The following is a 17,723-nucleotide window of genomic DNA, read 5'->3' on the forward strand; positions in this document are numbered from 1 at the left end:
CGAGACCTGTTTCACAACGTGCATAAGGCAGGAGGTAGAGGAAGCACCTATTTTATAGAGAATGAAGGAGTGTTCATATGTTATACCCTATTTTGACCGAGACACGTAATCTAATCGATCTGAATGGAATCTGGAATTTCAAATTGGATGCCGGAGAGGGATTTCAGGAAAATTGGCAAAAGGCAAAACTCCAAGATCCGATGCGCATGGCTGTCCCAGCTTCATATAACGACATCGGAGTAAGCGCCAAAATTCGGGACCATGTAGGCTGGGTCTGGTACGAGCGGGAGATCACGCTACCGAGTGTGATGAATGAAGAGAGAGTTGTTTTGCGCTTTGGCTCCGTTACTCATATGGCCAAAGTGTATGTGAACGGGGAATTTGTTACCCAGCACAAAGGCGGATTTTTACCTTTTGAAGCTGAAATAAACCGTTACCTGCACACAGGGAAGAACCGCCTGACCGTCGCTGTAAATAATATTGTGGATGAAACAACACTACCCGTTGGCTCCATTGTTGAGAAACAACATTCAGATGGGCAAACAACGGTGCACAATCTGCCGAACTTTGATTTTTTCAACTATGCCGGTCTGCATCGCCCTGTAAAAATATACACAACACCAACGACCTATGTTAAGGACGTCACGATCGTAACCCAATTGGATGGACAGGTTCATTATTCCATTGATGTGGTTGGCTCTGCGTCGGTTAAAGCTGAAATTATCGATGAATCCGGCTTTTTGGTTGCAGCATCCGAAGGCGAATCGGGCACAATGATCCTATCTGATGTTAGACTCTGGGAGCCGCTGAATGCCTACTTATACACGTTGCGCGTAGAACTGCAAACCGAAGGGGAAACCATAGATGTATATGAACAGCCATTCGGGGTGAGAAGTGTAGAAGTGAAAGAAGGCAAGTTCCTGATTAATGATAAACCCTTTTACTTCAAAGGGTATGGCAAACATGAGGATACGACTATTCATGGCAGGGGATTTAATGAGGCCGCCAATGTGCTTGATTTTAATCTCATGAAATGGTCGGGAGCCAACTCCTTCCGAACTGCACACTATCCATATTCGGAAGAAGTGATGCGACTGGCTGATCGGGAAGGATTTGTTGTGATTGATGAGGTGGCCGCAGTTGGCATGCATCTGAACATGCTGGTTGTGCATCGCGGGGGCGTGCTGAAGAACACATGGGATGAACTTGATACGTTCGAACATCATCAGGATGTCATTCGGGAACTCATTGAGCGGGACAAAAATCATCCCTGTGTGGTCATGTGGAATATCGCTAACGAGCCTGCCTCTGAAGAAAAGGGAGCCTATGAATATTTTAAACCGCTGATTGATCTAACGAGAGAGTTAGATCCACAGAAACGTCCGGTGACTATTGTTACTCAAATGGAATCTTCACCAGAAAAAGATCAGATCGCAGAGCTGTTGGATATACTCACTTTCAACCGATATTACGGCTGGTATGTGGATGGTGGGGATTTGCATGCTGCCAAGGAAAAGCTTCGTGCCGAATTCAATGGCTGGCTAAAGCGATGCCCGAACAAACCTTTCATGATGACCGAGTACGGGGCAGACACGGTTGCCGGATTGCACGATGTTGAACCTGTCATGTTTACGGAGGAATACCAGGTGGAATTTTACAAAGCCAACCATGAAGTATTCGATGAATTTGAGCAATTTGTCGGTGAACAAGTATGGAATTTTGCTGATTTTGCCACCAGTCAGGGAATTATCCGTGTGCAAGGCAATAAAAAAGGCATTTTCACACGGGATCGCAAACCGAAAGCTATCGCACATGAACTGAAAAGACGGTGGACGAACATACCTGATTTTCATTATAAGGGCTAAGAACGAAGCGGGAATATGTACGTGAGCAATCCGAGTGATCAAGAAGTAATTTTAGTGATCAAGTCATTCTAGTGATCAATAGGTAAGCCAGCTAATCAATATGGTTAGCTGGCTCTTTTTTATTTAGTAGCAGTGATAACACAGGTTGTAGGAGCAGGTCAGGAGGCGGCATCAGAATCGGTAGTTGGTGTCCTTAATCCTCTGTATCCGCTCCTTCAAACAACTGCTGAATCATCTTATCTTTGTTATTCAAAAATTCCTTCATGATCAAGAAATGATCGGTTTCCTCCAAGATCTGTACCTCGATGCCTTCCGGTGTCAGGTTATAGATCTGCGCATCAGGATAAGCCATCAGAATAGGAGAGTGGGTAGCAATAATAAATTGTGAATTTTGCTCTACCAGCTCATGAATTCGGGCAAGCATGGCCATCTGGCGAAGCGGCGATAATGCCGCCTCAGGCTCGTCCAGAATATAAAGACCATGACCGCCAAACCGATGAACAAACGTGGAAAAAAACGACTCTCCATGGGATTGCTCATGCAACGATTTCCCTCCATATGAATCCTTGATGGGAGCACCATAGGAAGGCTCACGATCCAACTCATCAATGGTTGTAGCCAGATTATAATAACTCTCGGCCCTGAAAAAGAAACCGTCCTTCGGACGCCGTGTGCCTTTGACTAATTGAATATGCTCATACAAGTTCGAATGCGTGGCTCGGGTAGAAAACGTAAAGTTCATCGTGCCGCCTTCGGGATTGAATCCCCATGACACGGCAATCGACTCCATTAACGTAGACTTGCCCATCCCGTTTTCACCAACAATGTACGTAACTTTGGGATGAAAATCCATCGTATGCAGGTTACGAATAACGGGCAAGTCAAACGGATACTCATCATAAGTAGCAATTTGATTCCGTTTAAGCTGTATTTGCCTCAAATAGGCTGGAGATCCTTTCAATTTCACTTCACCTCTTATATCTGTACATCATAACGATCGCGAAGGACTGACAAGTGATGTAGCTCGTGTCCAGTAATCACATAAGCAATGGAACGAGTAGATGCCGTGTTATCATTGACCTGCCCCATACGCATCCAAGCTTCTGGACTCAGGCGGCGGAGCAGTACAATGGTGGAATACCGTACCGCTGCATATTCTTCAGCCAGATCAACCACGCTATAAGCTTCAAAAGGGTGACCTTCCATAAGTGTGTCCTGATCATATCCTGGAAGAGAGGTCTTGTCTCCTCTGGCGATGCGTAACAAACGGCCGCTCATAATTCGCTCATTATCAATAAGGTGACCAAATACCTCTTTAACGCTCCATTTCCCTTCATCATAGCGGTAATTGGCTTGTTCCTCTGATAATGCGCGAATTGCGCTCTCCACACGTTCCGCTTGCTTTTGTAATAACTCAATGACATTTCCTTCAGGAACAAGGTGGATGTATCCTTCGTAGAAAGCAGCGTATTCTTCTTGACTCGGTCTTTCGTTCATATTAACTCTCCTTTAGTGGGCATCATTTTTTGTTTATTTTACCATTAATCCAAGGTAGAACCGAAGAAAACTACAACAACTGATCTCATATGAGGATTGATCAATAATCGGTCAGGATAAATCATTGAATGAATGTGTTAAAAACCTTATCTTAAATCATAAGAGAGCGCTACCATTTCACGAAGAAACGTGGAGAAACAAACAAGTCTGTTTCAGAAGTGCAGATGCTCATTAAGACTCACTGATGTTTGAATCGCTTAGGCGATACACCTGTTATTTGTTTGAATTGCCGACAGAAATGTTCGACATTACGGTACCCGCATCTGTCCGCAATCTCTGCAACCGTATAGGGATGGTGTCTAAGGTACTCTTTAGCCAAGCGAATTCGGCTATGGATGACATCATCTATGCAGGACAAACCGAATGATTTCTTATAAATGAGTTGCAAGTATCCCGGGCTGATATTCATAGTTTTGGCCATTGTAGCCACAGTCCATGGATGACTTGGATGGTTGTGAATAGCTGTCCGAAGTTTCATCAGAGGATAATGCTGCGGGCCAATATTTTTTTGCACATAAGATTCAAGCAGTTTGTTAAACAATGTGCGAAGCAAATAATCGATGGATGATTCCTTGTAGCCTTTCTGGAGAGAATGCTCTGCGACAAGTATTTGAAACAGCTTATGACAATATTCAGGATCATCCAATGCAAAAGGCTCGCCCAGAGGGAGAGAGGTTTCGGTTACATAGAGCTCGTCACTTGCAAAACGTATCCAATCGTTCACATATTGGTCTGAGCAAGCGCGATAGTATATTTTCGAATAGGGCGGATACAGAACAGCACAATAGGGCGGGAATTCTTGCAGTTGACCATTAACCCAGAACAGTGCCGGAGTCTGCGTAATGACCAACAGCCAGCAATCATGACCTTCAGGTATATCAAACACAAATGGACTGTGATGCTCAGCATCATATTCAACGTAATAAATCGTATTCATCGTATTTCACCTTTACCATGCGTATTGTGAATCTCGTCTACGTGTATATCGAAACGCCATTGAAACATGAACATGCTCGGTGTCTCCTAATTATACGAAAGTTATCTTGACAAATCTAAACAAGGGGTGCATTTTCCAATGAAAAAACAAGGTTTAAACCCTTATCTCCCATCATGGGAGTATGTGCCTGACGGCGAGCCTTATGTGTTTAACGACAGAGTATACGTCTACGGGTCACATGATCGGTTTCACGGACATGCGTTTTGTCTGAACGATTATGTATGCTGGTCTGCTCCTGTAGATGACCTTGGTAACTGGCGCAATGAGGGAGTTATTTATCAAAAAACAGATGATCCGCTGAACCCCGACGGTCATATGTGCCTTTATGCCCCCGATGTGACAATCGGACCGGATGGTCGCTATTATCTATATTATGTACTTGATAAAGTACCCGTTGTTTCTGTAGCGGTATGTGATTCGCCTGCGGGTAAATATGAATTCTATGGATATGTTCAATATACAGACGGCACTCGGCTTGGGGAACGAGAAGGGGATGAGCCGCAATTCGATCCAGGTGTGCTGACAGAAGGAGAGCTCACTTATCTCTACACGGGCTTCTGTGCACCTGGTGACCGTTCCAGACATGGAGCAATGGCGACAGTACTTGGCCCCGATATGCTAACGATTGTAGAGGAACCGGTATTTATAGCCCCAAGTCAGCCATATAGTGATGGAAGCGGATATGAAGGACATGAATTTTTTGAAGCTCCTTCGATTCGCAAAAGAGGAGACCTCTACTATCTGGTGTATTCCTCGGCCGTAATGCATGAACTCTGTTATGCAACCAGTACGTCTCCAACTCAAGGCTTTGAATATCAAGGTGTAATTGTGAGCAACTGTGATCTTCACATCGATTCATACAAGCCGGCTGGAAAGCCCATGTATTATGGAGGGAACAATCATGGAAGTATCGTAGAGATCGGCGCAGAATGGTACATTTTTTACCACAGACATACGAATGGAGATGCATTTAACCGGCAGGGATGTATTGAAAAGCTTACGTTTGAAAAGGATGGCTTCATCCCTCAAGTTGAAATGACCTCTTGTGGTTCGAATGGGGAACCTTTGGAAGGTAGAGGCGAGTACCCCGCCTATCTTGCGTGCAACCTTTTTACCCAAGAAGATCAATTGTATACGGGTGGATTTGGTGCAGGTGCTTGGCTCGACAGTCGCTTTCCGAAAATTACCCAAGATGGCCGAGATGGTGACGAAGAAAGCGGATATATTGCCAATATGACGGAATCTGCGACAGCTGGTTTTAAATACTTCGATTGTAAAGACATTCAACAAGTCACGATTAAGGTGCGTGGATACTGTAATGGTAGCTTTGAGGTAAAAACCGCTTGGGACGGACCCGTTCTGGGAACCATCCCGGTACACTTCACCAACGTATGGAAGCCGTATTCAGCCGCGATTCACATTCCAGACGGTAAACAGGCCTTGTATTTTACATACCAGGGGATGGGCAGCGCGAGCCTGGCTTCATTTGAACTGAATTAACTTCATTTGTCTTCAAAAGTTCCAAGCAGTCAGTGGTGAGGGCACTCATCCTTGAGCTGCTTTTTTCTTTTTCACATGGAATCGCGTTTCATTTAAACAGTACGTTCTTCTCCATCTTTGCGCATTATTGTTCTTGCGTAAGACTCATCACATCCTGCTGGGCATGCACGCGAAATTCACTTGGCGCAATGCCTGTCCACCGTTTGAACTGGCGGCTAAAATGTGCATTCGTTTTGTATCCGAGCATCATAGCAATATGATCAATATTCAGATCCGTTTGTTTTAATAGCCGCTGGGCTTCGTTCAGTAACGTTTCGGATAAATACTTGCGCGGCGCCTGACCGTACACTTCTCGGAAAATTCGATTGACCTGTGACGTGCTCAAGTTGAGCGATTTTGCAATATCCTGAATCCAGGTTCTATCCGTTTCTTGAATCTCACTATGTAGATGGATATATCTTACCGAATCCTCGATATACTCAGCGATCTGATGGGCAATCGCCTCTTTTCTGGATACAGGGACGGATGCGTTCTGCGATAACTGTCCCACGAGTGAGCCAAGTAGCTCAAATACAGCGGCATGCACTTTCATTTGTTTCGAGGAGGATAAGGATTCAGACAAATGCTCTGTGGACAGCTCATACAATGTAGAGAGGATCGGGGACATCGCCATAGCCAGATTCGATGTTGCTGGATAGTAGGTGTCTTTGCTGCGGTTGAGTTCCCGGCAAAAAGAAGTATCGTGCACACTGAAATGAACTGAAAAATAGGTAAAACCTTCTGGCCCTGCCCCTGTGCAAGCATGGGTGATTCCCGGACGAATGAACAAAAGATCTCCTTTGGACTGCTGATGCAGTTTTCCATTGATCACCATGCTCATCTGACCCTCCATCATCCAGTGAATTTCATACATCGAATGTTCATGGGATGGATATGTCCAGTTCGAATCTGCTCTTCTGGCATGCAACCCCATTAATTGGAACGACAGACGAACATCAGGCAAACGGCCTAAATACATCGCTTTTGAATGCTTCGCCACTGCAAATCAAGCCCCCTTGTCCTGTACGATTTTTTATTCTGTCATCGGAGTGTCTGTGTAAATCAGCTCCTTGTGAAACTGATATCCTTATCTTAACAGAAATATGATGCGTGAAAAGGGTAAATGGTCGGAGTGATTAGAACATCGTCATGAGACATGGTGAATGCTAATCTAGAATTATCAACCCAGTAGGGGCACAGGAGGCACGTTTATATGCGAATTATTCGATTTCTGGATAGAGAACAGAAGTGGCTGGCAGCCGTGACGGATGATGAACAAGCCTATCGTTTGCCACAGACCGATTTCATGACCTTGATCTACCAAGCGAGAGAACAGGGCATTTCAACAGTCCAACTTGTTGAAAGCGCTTTTAAACCTGTAAACAAACTGACCGACGATTGGACAACCCTGCATATTGTCAACCCCATTGAAGCACCCGAAGTATGGGCAGCAGGTGTAACGTATCAGCGAAGCAGGGAAGCTCGTAATTATGAAGCAACGGATGGCAAGCTGGATGCGACTACCTTTTACGATAAAGTTTATGATGCAGAACGTCCGGAAATTTTTTTCAAATCCACAGCTGCTCGTACCATTGGACCCAATGAAGCGGTCACGCTCCGCAGTGATTCCACATGGCAGATTCCAGAGCCCGAGCTTGGGCTTGTGCTTGCCGCTGATGGCAGCATTGTAGGATATATCGCAGGCAATGACATGAGCTGCCGGGATATCGAAGGGGAAAACCCGCTGTATCTTCCGCAGGCCAAAATATGGCGCAATTCCTGCGCTATCGGGCCAGCGATCCGGCTAGCGGAAACGGTGCAGAACCCCTATGACCTGAGCATTATTTGCGAGATCTATCGCAATGGAGAAGTCATTGTAAAAAGTGATGCCAGCACGAGTGAATTAAACCGTAAGCTGGATGAACTGGTGTCGTATTTGGCAAGAGACAATGACTTGTTCGACGGTACAGTACTTCTGACCGGTACTAATATTGTACCGCCAAATGATTTTACACTTGAGCCAGGAGACCGTATCGAGATTTCAATCAGCAGCATCGGAACGCTAATTAATCCCGTTATTTCGAACTCGTGACAATCTGACAATTCTAAATACTAAATTCTATGACTGATTAGAGAGGATGAAAACAATGAGCACTTTTCAGTTAGAGCAGACCTATAGCAATTTTATTAATGGAGAATGGGTGAAAGCTGCCAGTGGAAAAACAGACGCTAGCATCAACCCGGCCAATCGAAATGAAGTGGTGGGGCATGTACCTGCCTCTGGCGTGGAAGATCTAAATCAAGCGGTGGCAGCAGCAAAAGCAGCGGCAAAGTCTTGGCGGAAGTTAACTGGCGCTGAACGAGGTAATTTTCTTTTTCAGGCGGCAAACGTACTTGAACGCAGAGCGAATGAAGTCGCAGAAGCGATGACGAGAGAAATGGGGAAAACGTTCCCTGAAGCCAAAGGAGAAACAATGCGCGGCGTCGCGATCTTGAGATATTACGCAGGTGAAGGCATGCGTAAAACGGGTGATGTCATTCCGTCCACAGATAGCGAAGCTTTAATGTTTACAACGCGTGTACCGCTTGGTGTTGTTGGTGTAATTGCACCGTGGAACTTCCCGGTAGCTATCCCGATCTGGAAAGCTGCACCTGCGTTGATCTACGGCAATACGGTTGTTTTGAAACCTGCACAGGAGACAGCGGTTACGGCAGCCAAAGTGTTGGAATGTTTTGAAGAAGCAGGCCTTCCAGCTGGCGTTCTCAACCTGGTGTGTGGTAAAGGCTCGGTAATCGGTTCTGCAATGGCTGAACATCCAGATGTGAACGGGATTACGTTTACAGGCTCCAATGAAGTGGGTAAACGGGTCGGTGCTGCTGTACTTTCTCGGGGAGCCAAATATCAGCTTGAAATGGGTGGAAAAAACCCGGTCATCATTGCAGCTGATGCTGACCTGGATTTGGCTGTGGAAGGAACGATTAGCGGTGGCCTGAAATCAACGGGTCAGAAATGCACGGCGACCAGCCGCGTAATCATTGAACGAAAAGTCTATGATGCTTTCAAGGAAAAGCTTCTGTCAAAAGTTGAGGAAATTCGTTTGGGCGATGGTATGTCTGGCGAGAGCTGGATGGGTCCATGCGCAAGTGAAGGACAGCTTAATACAGTCCTGAGTTACATTCAAAAAGGACAGGATGAGGGTGCAATACTATTAGCCGGAGGGAACAGACCGGACAGTCCTGAGCTTGCAGAAGGATTCTATGTACAGCCGACGGTGTTTGAAGGTGTCAAATCCCATATGTCGATCGCTAGAGAAGAAATATTTGGCCCAGTGCTGGCCTTAATGCCTGTAGATTCCATTGAAGAAGCTATAGAGCTAGCCAATGATAGCGACTATGGATTAAGTGCTTCAATCTATACACAAAACGTTGGATCGATGCTTTCGTTTATTCGTGATATGGACGCTGGACTTGTAAGAATTAATGCGGAAACAGCGGGTGTCGAGCTACAGGCTCCATTTGGCGGGATGAAGATGTCCAGTTCCCATTCCAGAGAGCAAGGTCAGGCCGCTATTGAATTTTTCACCGCAATCAAAACCGTCTTCGTGAAATCTTAAACTGCGGGGAGAGATATCATGTACGAACAGATTCGATCCATTATGGGTGAAAATTCGCCTGATCTGAGTAACAGTCAATCTGACCTCTTCACGATTCAAGCCCATGCTCCCGGGGTGGAAGGGCGTCTGCCTCTAACCGATGATTTACTGCGAAATGCGCCAAGTGGCGACTTGTTCGGCATGTCCCAGAATGTTGGCATGGGGTGGAAGCCTGGAGAGTTAAACGGCAAACAGTATCTGATCTTAAGTACGCAAGGTGGTATACGCAATGAGGACGGCAGTCCCACAGCACTCGGTTATCATACGGGCCACTGGGAAGTTGGACTACTGATGAAAGCAGCGGCAGATGAATTGTCCAGCCGCGGCGGAATTCCGTTTGCCGGTTATGTCAGCGACCCCTGCGACGGCAGATCACAAGGAACAACCGGCATGTTCGACTCCCTGCCATATCGAAATGATGCTGCGATGGTGTTTCGCCGATTGATTCGATCTTTGCCCACACGCAAAGGTGTGTTAGGCGTGGCGACATGTGACAAGGGACTGCCCGCAATGATGCTTGCTCTGGCGGGTATGCCGCAGCTGCCAGGTGTTATTGTTCCTGGCGGTGTAACTCTTCCGCCTACGGATGGAGAAGACGCCGGGAAAATTCAGACGATCGGTGCAAGGTACTCAAGCGGAGAGCTTTCACTGGAGATGGCGTCTGAGTTAGGGTGCCGGGCTTGCGCTACCCCGGGCGGGGGCTGTCAGTTTCTAGGAACAGCGGCAACCGCGCAGGTTGTAGCAGAGGCACTGGGAATAACTGTGCCTCATGCCGCTCTAGCCCCTTCAGGGCAACCGATCTGGCTTGAGATGGCTCGGCAATCCTCACGTGCACTGATCCAGATGGAGACTCAAGGGTTGAGAATGGCGGACATTATCACCGATGCATCGATTCGTAATGCCATGGTAGTGCATGCAGCCTTCGGCGGATCCACCAATCTACTTCTTCACATTCCTGCCATTGCACATGCGGCCGGTTTAACCCTGCCCAATGTACAGGACTGGATTCAGGTCAATAAACATGTTCCGAGACTGGTGAGTGCGCTCCCTAATGGCCCTATTTTCTACCCGACCATTCGGATTTTCCAGGCCGGTGGTGTGCCAGAAGTTATGCTCCATCTTAGACGACTTGGTTTGTTGGATGAGTCTGTGAAGACGGTAACAGGCACATCCTTGAGTCACGTCCTGGATTGGTGGGAGTCATCCGAGCGCAGGCATGTTATGCGAAAACAGTTGCAAGAGGTCGATGGCATCGATCCGGACAGTGTCATTATGAGTGCGGAACACTCCCAGCGGCTGGGCATTTCCTCTACTGTGACATTTCCAACGGGCAATATTGCTCCCGAAGGCTCTGTTATCAAATCTACGTCCATTGACCCGGATGTACTCGATGAACAAGGAGTATATCGTCACAAGGGGGTGGCCAAGGTATTTACCACTGAACGTGAAGCCATCCGTGCAATTAAAACAGGTGGAATAGTCGCGGGTGATATTATAGTCCTGCTTGGACGTGGGCCATCTGGAACAGGGATGGAGGAAACGTATCAACTTACTTCTGCACTTAAACATCTTTCCTTTGGAAAATATGTTTCGCTCATTACCGATGCCCGCTTCTCCGGTGTATCTACCGGTGCATGCATTGGTCATGTTGGACCGGAAGCGCTTGCCGGCGGTCCCATCGGAAAGTTGCGAAACGGTGATTTAATTGACATTGTCGTAGATCGGAACACGCTGGATGGAAGTGTTAATTTTGTCGGAGCGGAAGGGATCGAAGTTTCTCCCGAAGAAGGAGCATTGATCCTGGCACAGCGGCCTTTTCATCCGGATATGCGACCAGACCAAGCACTGCCTGACGATACACGCTTGTGGGCAGCGCTGCAATCGGTCAGTGGAGGCACCTGGAGAGGGAATATATACGATGTAGACCGCATCATAACTGCACTTGAGGCTGGCAAAAAGGCGCTCGGTTGGAACTGAGACCCTGCAATCAACGCATTCTTTTACCATGTGCTAGCCAGCAATGTTTCATAGCTATTACTTTTACCGGAGGTTGCTTTCATGAATACAACCACAACCATGATTACCAATCCAATCCTCACCGGCTTTCATCCCGATCCTTCCATATGCCGGGCAGGAGAAGATTATTATATTGCCACATCCACCTTCGAGTGGTTCCCAGGTGTCCGCATTCATCACTCCAAGGATTTAGTTCACTGGCATGCGTTACCTTCACCATTGACGCGAAAATCCCAGTTAAACATGGAGGGGAATATCAACTCTGGAGGCGTATGGGCACCTTGTCTCAGCTATGATCACGGTATGTTTTATCTAATATATACGGATGTGAAGAGTAGAATAGGTGCTTTTAAAGATACTCACAACTACCTCGTGACCGCAACAAATATCGAAGGGCCATGGTCTGAACCAATCTATCTGAACAGCAGCGGCTTTGATCCTTCTCTGTTTCATGATGAAGATGGACGTAAGTGGCTGGTAAACATGATTTGGGATCATCGTAAGGGCAAAAACCGCTTTGCAGGTATTGTACTTCAGGAGTATTCGGTTCAGGAGCAGAAGCTGGTCGGAAGTGCTATCAACATTTTTAAAGGAACAGAACTGGGACTGACAGAGGCACCACATCTTTATAAACACAATGGTTATTATTATTTAGTAACCGCTGAAGGCGGAACAGGTTATGAGCATGCTGTGACGGTTGCCCGTTCACGTACATTACAAGGCCCGTATGAAGTTGATCCGAACAATCCGATCCTCACATCACACGGAAGAACGGATTTACCACTGCAAAAGGCAGGTCACGGATGTCTCGTCGAGACGCACACGGGCGAATGGTACATGGCACATCTGGTGGGCAGACCTGTTCAGGAGAAACACTGTGTCCTTGGACGTGAAACGGCTCTGCAGCGCTGTACGTGGAGCGAGGATGGGTGGTTAAGGCTTGCAAGCGGGGATCGATATCCAGAACTTCAAGTATCCGCACCGAATATAAAGCCTCAGCAGTTTGAGCCGTCAGCGGAGATGGACCACTTTGATCAGAGCGAGCTTCGTAACGACTGGAACACTCTTCGTATCCCGCCGGACGCCACTTGGCTGACACTGAAGGAACGTCCTGGCTATTTACGTTTGTATGGGATGGAATCGATGAGTTCAACCCATAGACAAAGCTTGCTTGCTCGCAGACTCGAGGCTTTCGAGTGTGAAGCTGAAACGTGTCTGGAATTTGCGCCTGATTATCCACAGCAGATGGCTGGACTGATCCTCTATTACGATACGCAGGATTACCTTTACCTTAGGGTGACGCATCAAGAAGAGAAGGGACTGTGCATTGGCATCCTTCAGTCTAAATATGGGGTGTATGATGAGCTTTTGGAGGAAGATATTCCGCTACAGACAGGTAATCCAATTCGTTTAAAAGTAGTCGTCCATCATGATCGTGCCTGCTTTTACTATGCGTTAGGAGATCGTGAAGCGTCATGGAAACAGATCGGTGAGTGGACGGATATTACCCATCTATGCGATGAATCCCCGGAATACATCCGGTTCACGGGAACCTATATTGGTCTTTGTGTGCAAGATCTGGGTGGAACCCGCAAACATGCTGATTTTGATTATTTTCGTTATTCTACATCATAAAAAACGATGTAGATGGCTCCTGTTTTCACGGGGGCCATCTTTAGGTTGAGCGACAGAAGTTTACAGCGGATAACCTAGTTCGCGTGATACATAGAGTTCAGGTATTGTAGAATCTGTGCGCTGTCCTCAATGGAAGTGCGTAATGCGATGTAGCCATCAGGACGAATCAATAAAAGTGTCTCGCTTGTAATATCGTACATTTGATAGGCATTACCTGCTGCGTCAATAATGCATTCTTCCCCTTCGACATGTGATGGCACAATGCAGTGCGTATGGAGTTCATCAAAAGTGAAGTCCATTAGAGAAAGGTGGTCTGTACGGTTTACAAAAGCGAAAAGAGTCCAGTGTGGGCCGCGCAACAGGTCAAAGACATCTCCTGTGAACTCAGCACTTTGCAGACCCTTGGCATTAGGAGCACGATCTCCAGGCATTGAACGGGTAACATTGGCTTGATGAGAGGGGAGGGTAAGAGAATTTGAACGATAAGAAATAAGAAGTCCGCTCGTTAGATCATCGGATACGGTACTTAAGGATTGGGATAATGCTCCACGTTCAGTCGCTGTCCCTAGAATCGCTCCCATTTTTTTGGTGCTATCCTCAAGCACCGCTTGTGCTACGGGACGACGTTCCTCATCATAGGTGTCAAGCAAGGTGGTGTTTGCTCCGCGTATGACGGATTCCAGTTTCCATCCTAGGTTGTAGGCGTCCTGCATCCCGGTATTCATGCCTTGCCCTCCGGCTGGCGAGTGAACATGCGCAGCGTCTCCGGCAAGAAAAACCCGACCGTTGCGGTAAGATTCAACCATTCGCACGTTGATCCGGTAGATAGATAGCCAGGAGGCATCGATAAACTGAACATGCCCAGCACCTGCCCGACGGTTAAACATATCCTGATACACTTCTAACGATGGCTTTTCCGGTTCCTTAATCTCTGACGGAATGGTAGCTTGCAGTTGCCAAATATCGGATTTAGGTAATGGCGTTACTCCGACCATCCCCTCCGGCGAAGTCCAGATATGGATATGATCACGATCCAGTCCTTCCAAACGTACATCGCCAAGATACCAGCGTTCATGATCGTGTGTATTCCCGACCAATGGATGATGGATAAATTTGCGAACACTACTTTTCCCACCATCAGCGCCAACCACATAACGGGCATGAATTTGCTCTTTTCCTTCTGGTGTATTCACCGTTACCTGCACACCCTCCAAGTCTTGAACAAGTCCTACAGCTTCCATATCCAACTCCACTTTACCGCCAAGCATCTCATATCGGTCACGTAGCGCCTTTTCCACATCAAATTGAGCAATCCAGACCGGATCTGGATAGGGTGAACCGAGTTCAGCGCTGGCCGCAACGGTAATAGAGGGCTTAACTATACTTCTGCCATCCTCGTTGTAATAGCGCACAGGTAAATCCACGACACCTGTGTCCATAATGTAACGAACGGCTTTCAAATCATCAACGACTTCAAGCGAACGGGGCTGAATTCCTTTGGCACGGGACGCTACGTTATACGAAGTGCTTCGTTCGATAATCCGATGGTCTACGTTTCGACGGGCAAGGTCGCAGGCAAGTGTCAGCCCTGTAGGCCCAGCCCCGACAATAAGAACATCAACAAAAGACTGTGGCGTGTTCATAAGTTAATTCCTCCTTGATCATGGATTGGGATAGGTCATATAAACTAAACTACACCGTGCAGTGTAGTTTGTAAAGAGGAACTCATTTTTGATAGTATAGTTATAGGGGGGAAGCTTAAGGATGAATACTACGGAAAACAAAAAAGTCCGCAAAGGCTCTTCTGACAAAAGAGCGAAAATTATTGCGGCGGCACGAGACTTGTTTCTCTCAGATGGGTTTGATCGTTCCAGCGTCGATGCGATCGCAGCTAAAGCAGGTGTTTCGAAAAGAACAGTTTATGATTATTACGGTGACAAACAAAAATTGTTGCTTGCTGTTGTGGAAGAAACGAGTTGGGCGGTTTTGGACATGATCAAACAAGGAATAACAGACTACCTCTCGGAATTCGAAGATTTGGAGCAGGCGCTTATCTTGTTCTGTGAACAATTCGTAGCTTCTGCGAACGGTTCTTCTGATTATAGAGCTTTGATCCGTCTGGTGACGATGGAAGAAGCCAACCTACCCATATCTTTTTTAGAAAAGTTAGACAACGCAACGGAAGAGGGGATGATCAGGAGGTTTGCCGAGTTTGGAGAAAACGGACTGCTTGATGTGCCCGATCCCGAACTGGCTACAAAGCATTTCGCCGCATTAACATTTCTGATGGTATTTAATCAACCGAAAAAAATCGGAAATGTTCAAGATGAACAAACTAAACGGATCATCACTGAAGGAGTACGAGTCTTCCTTCGCGCCTATGGACAACGTGCCATTCATTACAAAAATGAAGAATCGTCCTAATGGTTGGGTTCACTTTTTAAAGAATTACATTCTGGAGGGAGTACATATGAAGCAATACAAGGTCATTCACCCGCATCAGTCGAATTATCCAGACCCTATTGTATTGGCTAAGGGAGATATTGTTCATTATGGAGAGGAAGATACTGAATTTCCGAACTGGATTTTTTGTGAATCTATCAAGTCTAAGAAGCGTGGCTGGGTACCCAAGCAAATACTGAGCACGCCTAATGAAGAACAAATGGCAAAAGTACAAGAAGACTACTCAGCATACGAACTAAACGTGGCTCCAGGTACGGTAGTGCAAAAAGAACGAGAACTAAACGAATGGAGCTATGTGCATACAACTGAAGGGGAGAAGGGCTGGGTGCCCAACAAAGTCATCACTCCATTAGAACAATGACCCGTTGGGTTCTACGTCATAATGGAACAACCCATTTCTTCACAAAGATTACTTACGCATGGTTAGCCATTCCGATTGCAAAATCGCGTATTGATACTCATCGATCCAATGACCTTTGGACATGTAATTTTCGAGCAAATGTCCTTCGCGTCTCATGCCCAAACGTTCCAGAACGTGAATAGACTTTGTGTTACGCACATCGGAAAAAGCGATCAATTTATGTTTGTTCAGTGTACCGAAAACATAGTCAAGCAGGGCACAAAGTGCTTCATGCATATATCCTTTCCCTTGATGCTCAGGCGCGAGAGTAAATCCAAGCTCGACAATTCGAGGTTCGGCTCCAAGGGTATGAATCGCACAATCTCCGATAATCTGATCAGACGCAGCCAAAGCAACCGCATGTTGAAACCAAGTCCCTGGCTGATCAGGGGAAGATTCTAATTGACGGCTGACAAATGATTCTGCATCTTGAATCGTATAATTTTCCCACGATTGAAAACGAGCTATATCGGGATTAGAGCGGTATTGATAGAATGACTCAACGTCTTGCATGCCGAACTTTCGAATCACTAGACGCTCCGAAACGGCAAATATTTCTTTCGATTTCTCCATTTTATAAAACCTCATTTATTCTCTTCGAATTTTCGCTTTTCACTAGTTCGTTTTCGATTTAAAAAATTCAATCAACCACTCCGCTAGTTGGTGTTGCGCTTTGCTAATGAATCGATCCGCATAGTAGGTCAACTCCATGTGTCGAACAGGTGCAGGCCCAACAATGGGAATCGTTGCGATATCTTCCCAGCCGGAATGCTGTTTTAACAGTTCTCTCGGCTGGATTGTCGCACCAATGCCAGCAGCTACCAGCTGCAAAAGGGAAGATGCAGAACCTGCTTCCATAACCGTCGTTAACTCCAGGCCTTGGTCACGGAAAACCTCATCCACCAAATCTCTGCCAATATACCCTTTGGGATACATGACCAGCGCGAGCCGTGTCAATTCGTCCAAGGTTATTTCGTGTTTTTTCGCAAGATCACTAGATGCATGAACAAACAGTTCATAAGGCTCACTTCCCAGTGGAATCTGCACAAGGCGCTTGTCCTTGGGACCACGAAGACCAATACCAAGATCTACTTTATGTGTTAGTACTTCGTCTCGAACGAAAATGGTTGAAAAAGCCTGTAGCTTCGTATGAGGGTACCGAGTCTTGAATTCAACAAACAGCGGAACAAGTTGAAAATCAAGATCAGAGGGTAAAACAGCAAGCCGGACCGTTCCACGCTTCTCAGATACAAGTTCTTGAATCGCACTTTTTGCATCCATTTCAGCCTGAATCATTTTCATTCCGTATTGATGGAGCAGCCTGCCAGCCTCGGTTGCAACTACTTTTTTGCCAATTCGATCGAAAAGAGGCATTCCGACTTCAGCCTCAAGAAGACGTATCTGCTGACTTAATGTAGGCTGCGAAATCCCGAGAATCTCTGCGGCTTTTGTGAAGTGAAGATGCTCAAAGACGGCCATAAAATATGTTATATTTCGAGTATCCATCTTTTTCTCCTCGTTTAATAATAGTATTTTACTATCATAATAATACAAATTATTGGATTGATCAATGGATGGGGCGGACGTATACTCAAAGG

15 protein-coding genes are annotated in these 17,723 nt (G+C 46.4%); 8 read left to right on the forward strand and 7 right to left on the reverse strand.

Features of this window, described 5'->3' with window-relative positions; genetic code table 11:
* Window positions 1-77 precede the first annotated feature (77 nt).
* Window positions 78-1,865: a beta-glucuronidase gene (gene uidA / locus H7T88_RS08465; protein WP_221788081.1), complete on the forward strand. Its 1,788-nt coding sequence runs from the start codon at window positions 78-80 to the stop codon at window positions 1,863-1,865.
* 193 nt (window positions 1,866-2,058) lie between these two features.
* Here uidA and H7T88_RS08470 read toward each other — a convergent pair whose 3' ends face one another.
* From H7T88_RS08470 to H7T88_RS08480, 3 genes are all read right to left on the reverse strand, one after another.
* Window positions 2,059-2,832 (reverse strand): AAA family ATPase, encoded by a 774-nt coding sequence (locus H7T88_RS08470; protein WP_312027593.1) that lies wholly within the window; start codon window positions 2,830-2,832, stop codon window positions 2,059-2,061.
* Window positions 2,833-2,840: 8 nt separating this feature from the next.
* Complete coding sequence (locus tag H7T88_RS08475; protein WP_221788082.1) at window positions 2,841-3,362, reverse strand: DinB family protein; 522 nt, start codon at window positions 3,360-3,362, stop codon at window positions 2,841-2,843.
* Between the two features lie 238 nt (window positions 3,363-3,600).
* A complete protein-coding gene (locus H7T88_RS08480; RefSeq protein WP_221788083.1) occupies window positions 3,601-4,359 on the reverse strand; it encodes an AraC family transcriptional regulator in 759 nt (252 codons plus the stop codon).
* A gap of 138 nt (window positions 4,360-4,497) precedes the next feature.
* Between H7T88_RS08480 and H7T88_RS08485 the strand changes: the two genes are divergently transcribed.
* The gene (locus tag H7T88_RS08485) at window positions 4,498-5,919 is read left to right on the forward strand and encodes a family 43 glycosylhydrolase (protein WP_221788085.1); all 1,422 of its coding nucleotides are present in this window, start codon (window positions 4,498-4,500) and stop codon (window positions 5,917-5,919) included.
* Window positions 5,920-6,043: 124 nt separating this feature from the next.
* Here H7T88_RS08485 and H7T88_RS08490 read toward each other — a convergent pair whose 3' ends face one another.
* Window positions 6,044-6,958 carry an AraC family transcriptional regulator gene (locus H7T88_RS08490; RefSeq protein ID WP_221788086.1) on the reverse strand — a complete coding sequence of 305 codons (915 nt, stop codon included), beginning with the start codon at window positions 6,956-6,958 and terminating at the stop codon, window positions 6,044-6,046.
* 213 nt (window positions 6,959-7,171) lie between these two features.
* Between H7T88_RS08490 and H7T88_RS08495 the strand changes: the two genes are divergently transcribed.
* The 4 genes from H7T88_RS08495 (at window position 7,172) to H7T88_RS08510 (ending at window position 13,262) form a co-directional block, all read left to right on the forward strand.
* Window positions 7,172-8,050, forward strand: a complete 879-nt coding sequence (locus H7T88_RS08495) for a fumarylacetoacetate hydrolase family protein (protein ID WP_221788087.1) — start codon at window positions 7,172-7,174, stop codon at window positions 8,048-8,050.
* Window positions 8,051-8,105: 55 nt separating this feature from the next.
* The gene (gene gucD / locus H7T88_RS08500; RefSeq protein WP_221788088.1) at window positions 8,106-9,572 is read left to right on the forward strand and encodes an alpha-ketoglutaric semialdehyde dehydrogenase GucD; all 1,467 of its coding nucleotides are present in this window, start codon (window positions 8,106-8,108) and stop codon (window positions 9,570-9,572) included.
* An 18-nt stretch (window positions 9,573-9,590) separates the two neighbouring features.
* Complete coding sequence (locus tag H7T88_RS08505) at window positions 9,591-11,588, forward strand: YjhG/YagF family D-xylonate dehydratase (RefSeq protein ID WP_312027594.1); 1,998 nt, start codon at window positions 9,591-9,593, stop codon at window positions 11,586-11,588.
* 81 nt (window positions 11,589-11,669) lie between these two features.
* Window positions 11,670-13,262, forward strand: coding sequence for a glycoside hydrolase family 43 protein (locus H7T88_RS08510; RefSeq protein ID WP_154888840.1), 1,593 nt, complete (start codon window positions 11,670-11,672; stop codon window positions 13,260-13,262).
* A gap of 74 nt (window positions 13,263-13,336) precedes the next feature.
* Here H7T88_RS08510 and H7T88_RS08515 read toward each other — a convergent pair whose 3' ends face one another.
* The gene (locus tag H7T88_RS08515) at window positions 13,337-14,905 is read right to left on the reverse strand and encodes an FAD-dependent monooxygenase (RefSeq protein ID WP_221788089.1); all 1,569 of its coding nucleotides are present in this window, start codon (window positions 14,903-14,905) and stop codon (window positions 13,337-13,339) included.
* A 121-nt stretch (window positions 14,906-15,026) separates the two neighbouring features.
* Here H7T88_RS08515 and H7T88_RS08520 point away from each other — a divergent pair, with 121 nt between their 5' ends.
* Window positions 15,027-15,686 carry a TetR/AcrR family transcriptional regulator gene (locus tag H7T88_RS08520; RefSeq protein WP_221788090.1) on the forward strand — a complete coding sequence of 220 codons (660 nt, stop codon included), beginning with the start codon at window positions 15,027-15,029 and terminating at the stop codon, window positions 15,684-15,686.
* 46 nt (window positions 15,687-15,732) lie between these two features.
* Complete coding sequence (locus tag H7T88_RS08525) at window positions 15,733-16,086, forward strand: SH3 domain-containing protein (RefSeq protein WP_221788091.1); 354 nt, start codon at window positions 15,733-15,735, stop codon at window positions 16,084-16,086.
* A 48-nt stretch (window positions 16,087-16,134) separates the two neighbouring features.
* Here H7T88_RS08525 and H7T88_RS08530 read toward each other — a convergent pair whose 3' ends face one another.
* Window positions 16,135-16,698 carry a GNAT family N-acetyltransferase gene (locus H7T88_RS08530; protein WP_221788092.1) on the reverse strand — a complete coding sequence of 188 codons (564 nt, stop codon included), beginning with the start codon at window positions 16,696-16,698 and terminating at the stop codon, window positions 16,135-16,137.
* A gap of 42 nt (window positions 16,699-16,740) precedes the next feature.
* Window positions 16,741-17,631 (reverse strand): LysR family transcriptional regulator, encoded by an 891-nt coding sequence (locus tag H7T88_RS08535; RefSeq protein ID WP_221788093.1) that lies wholly within the window; start codon window positions 17,629-17,631, stop codon window positions 16,741-16,743.
* Window positions 17,632-17,723 lie beyond the last annotated feature (92 nt).

This window comes from Paenibacillus cucumis (ex Kampfer et al. 2016) (genome assembly GCF_019748695.1).
Classification (GTDB): domain Bacteria; phylum Bacillota; class Bacilli; order Paenibacillales; family Paenibacillaceae; genus Paenibacillus; species Paenibacillus polysaccharolyticus.

Excerpts from the sequence above, each read along its gene's own strand:
- uidA (WP_221788081.1), top strand. The coding sequence starts at position 78 with ATGTTATACCCTATTTTGACCGAGACACGTAATCTAATCGATCTGAAT.
- H7T88_RS08535 (WP_221788093.1), bottom strand. The coding sequence starts at position 17,631 with ATGGATACTCGAAATATAACATATTTTATGGCCGTCTTTGAGCATCTT.
- H7T88_RS08485 (WP_221788085.1), top strand. The coding sequence starts at position 4,498 with ATGAAAAAACAAGGTTTAAACCCTTATCTCCCATCATGGGAGTATGTG.
- H7T88_RS08520 (WP_221788090.1), top strand. The coding sequence starts at position 15,027 with ATGAATACTACGGAAAACAAAAAAGTCCGCAAAGGCTCTTCTGACAAA.
- H7T88_RS08515 (WP_221788089.1), bottom strand. The coding sequence starts at position 14,905 with ATGAACACGCCACAGTCTTTTGTTGATGTTCTTATTGTCGGGGCTGGG.
- H7T88_RS08480 (WP_221788083.1), bottom strand. The coding sequence starts at position 4,359 with ATGAATACGATTTATTACGTTGAATATGATGCTGAGCATCACAGTCCA.
- H7T88_RS08505 (WP_312027594.1), top strand. The coding sequence starts at position 9,591 with ATGTACGAACAGATTCGATCCATTATGGGTGAAAATTCGCCTGATCTG.
- H7T88_RS08475 (WP_221788082.1), bottom strand. The coding sequence starts at position 3,362 with ATGAACGAAAGACCGAGTCAAGAAGAATACGCTGCTTTCTACGAAGGA.
- H7T88_RS08530 (WP_221788092.1), bottom strand. The coding sequence starts at position 16,698 with ATGGAGAAATCGAAAGAAATATTTGCCGTTTCGGAGCGTCTAGTGATT.
- H7T88_RS08525 (WP_221788091.1), top strand. The coding sequence starts at position 15,733 with ATGAAGCAATACAAGGTCATTCACCCGCATCAGTCGAATTATCCAGAC.
- gucD (WP_221788088.1), top strand. The coding sequence starts at position 8,106 with ATGAGCACTTTTCAGTTAGAGCAGACCTATAGCAATTTTATTAATGGA.
- H7T88_RS08510 (WP_154888840.1), top strand. The coding sequence starts at position 11,670 with ATGAATACAACCACAACCATGATTACCAATCCAATCCTCACCGGCTTT.
- H7T88_RS08495 (WP_221788087.1), top strand. The coding sequence starts at position 7,172 with ATGCGAATTATTCGATTTCTGGATAGAGAACAGAAGTGGCTGGCAGCC.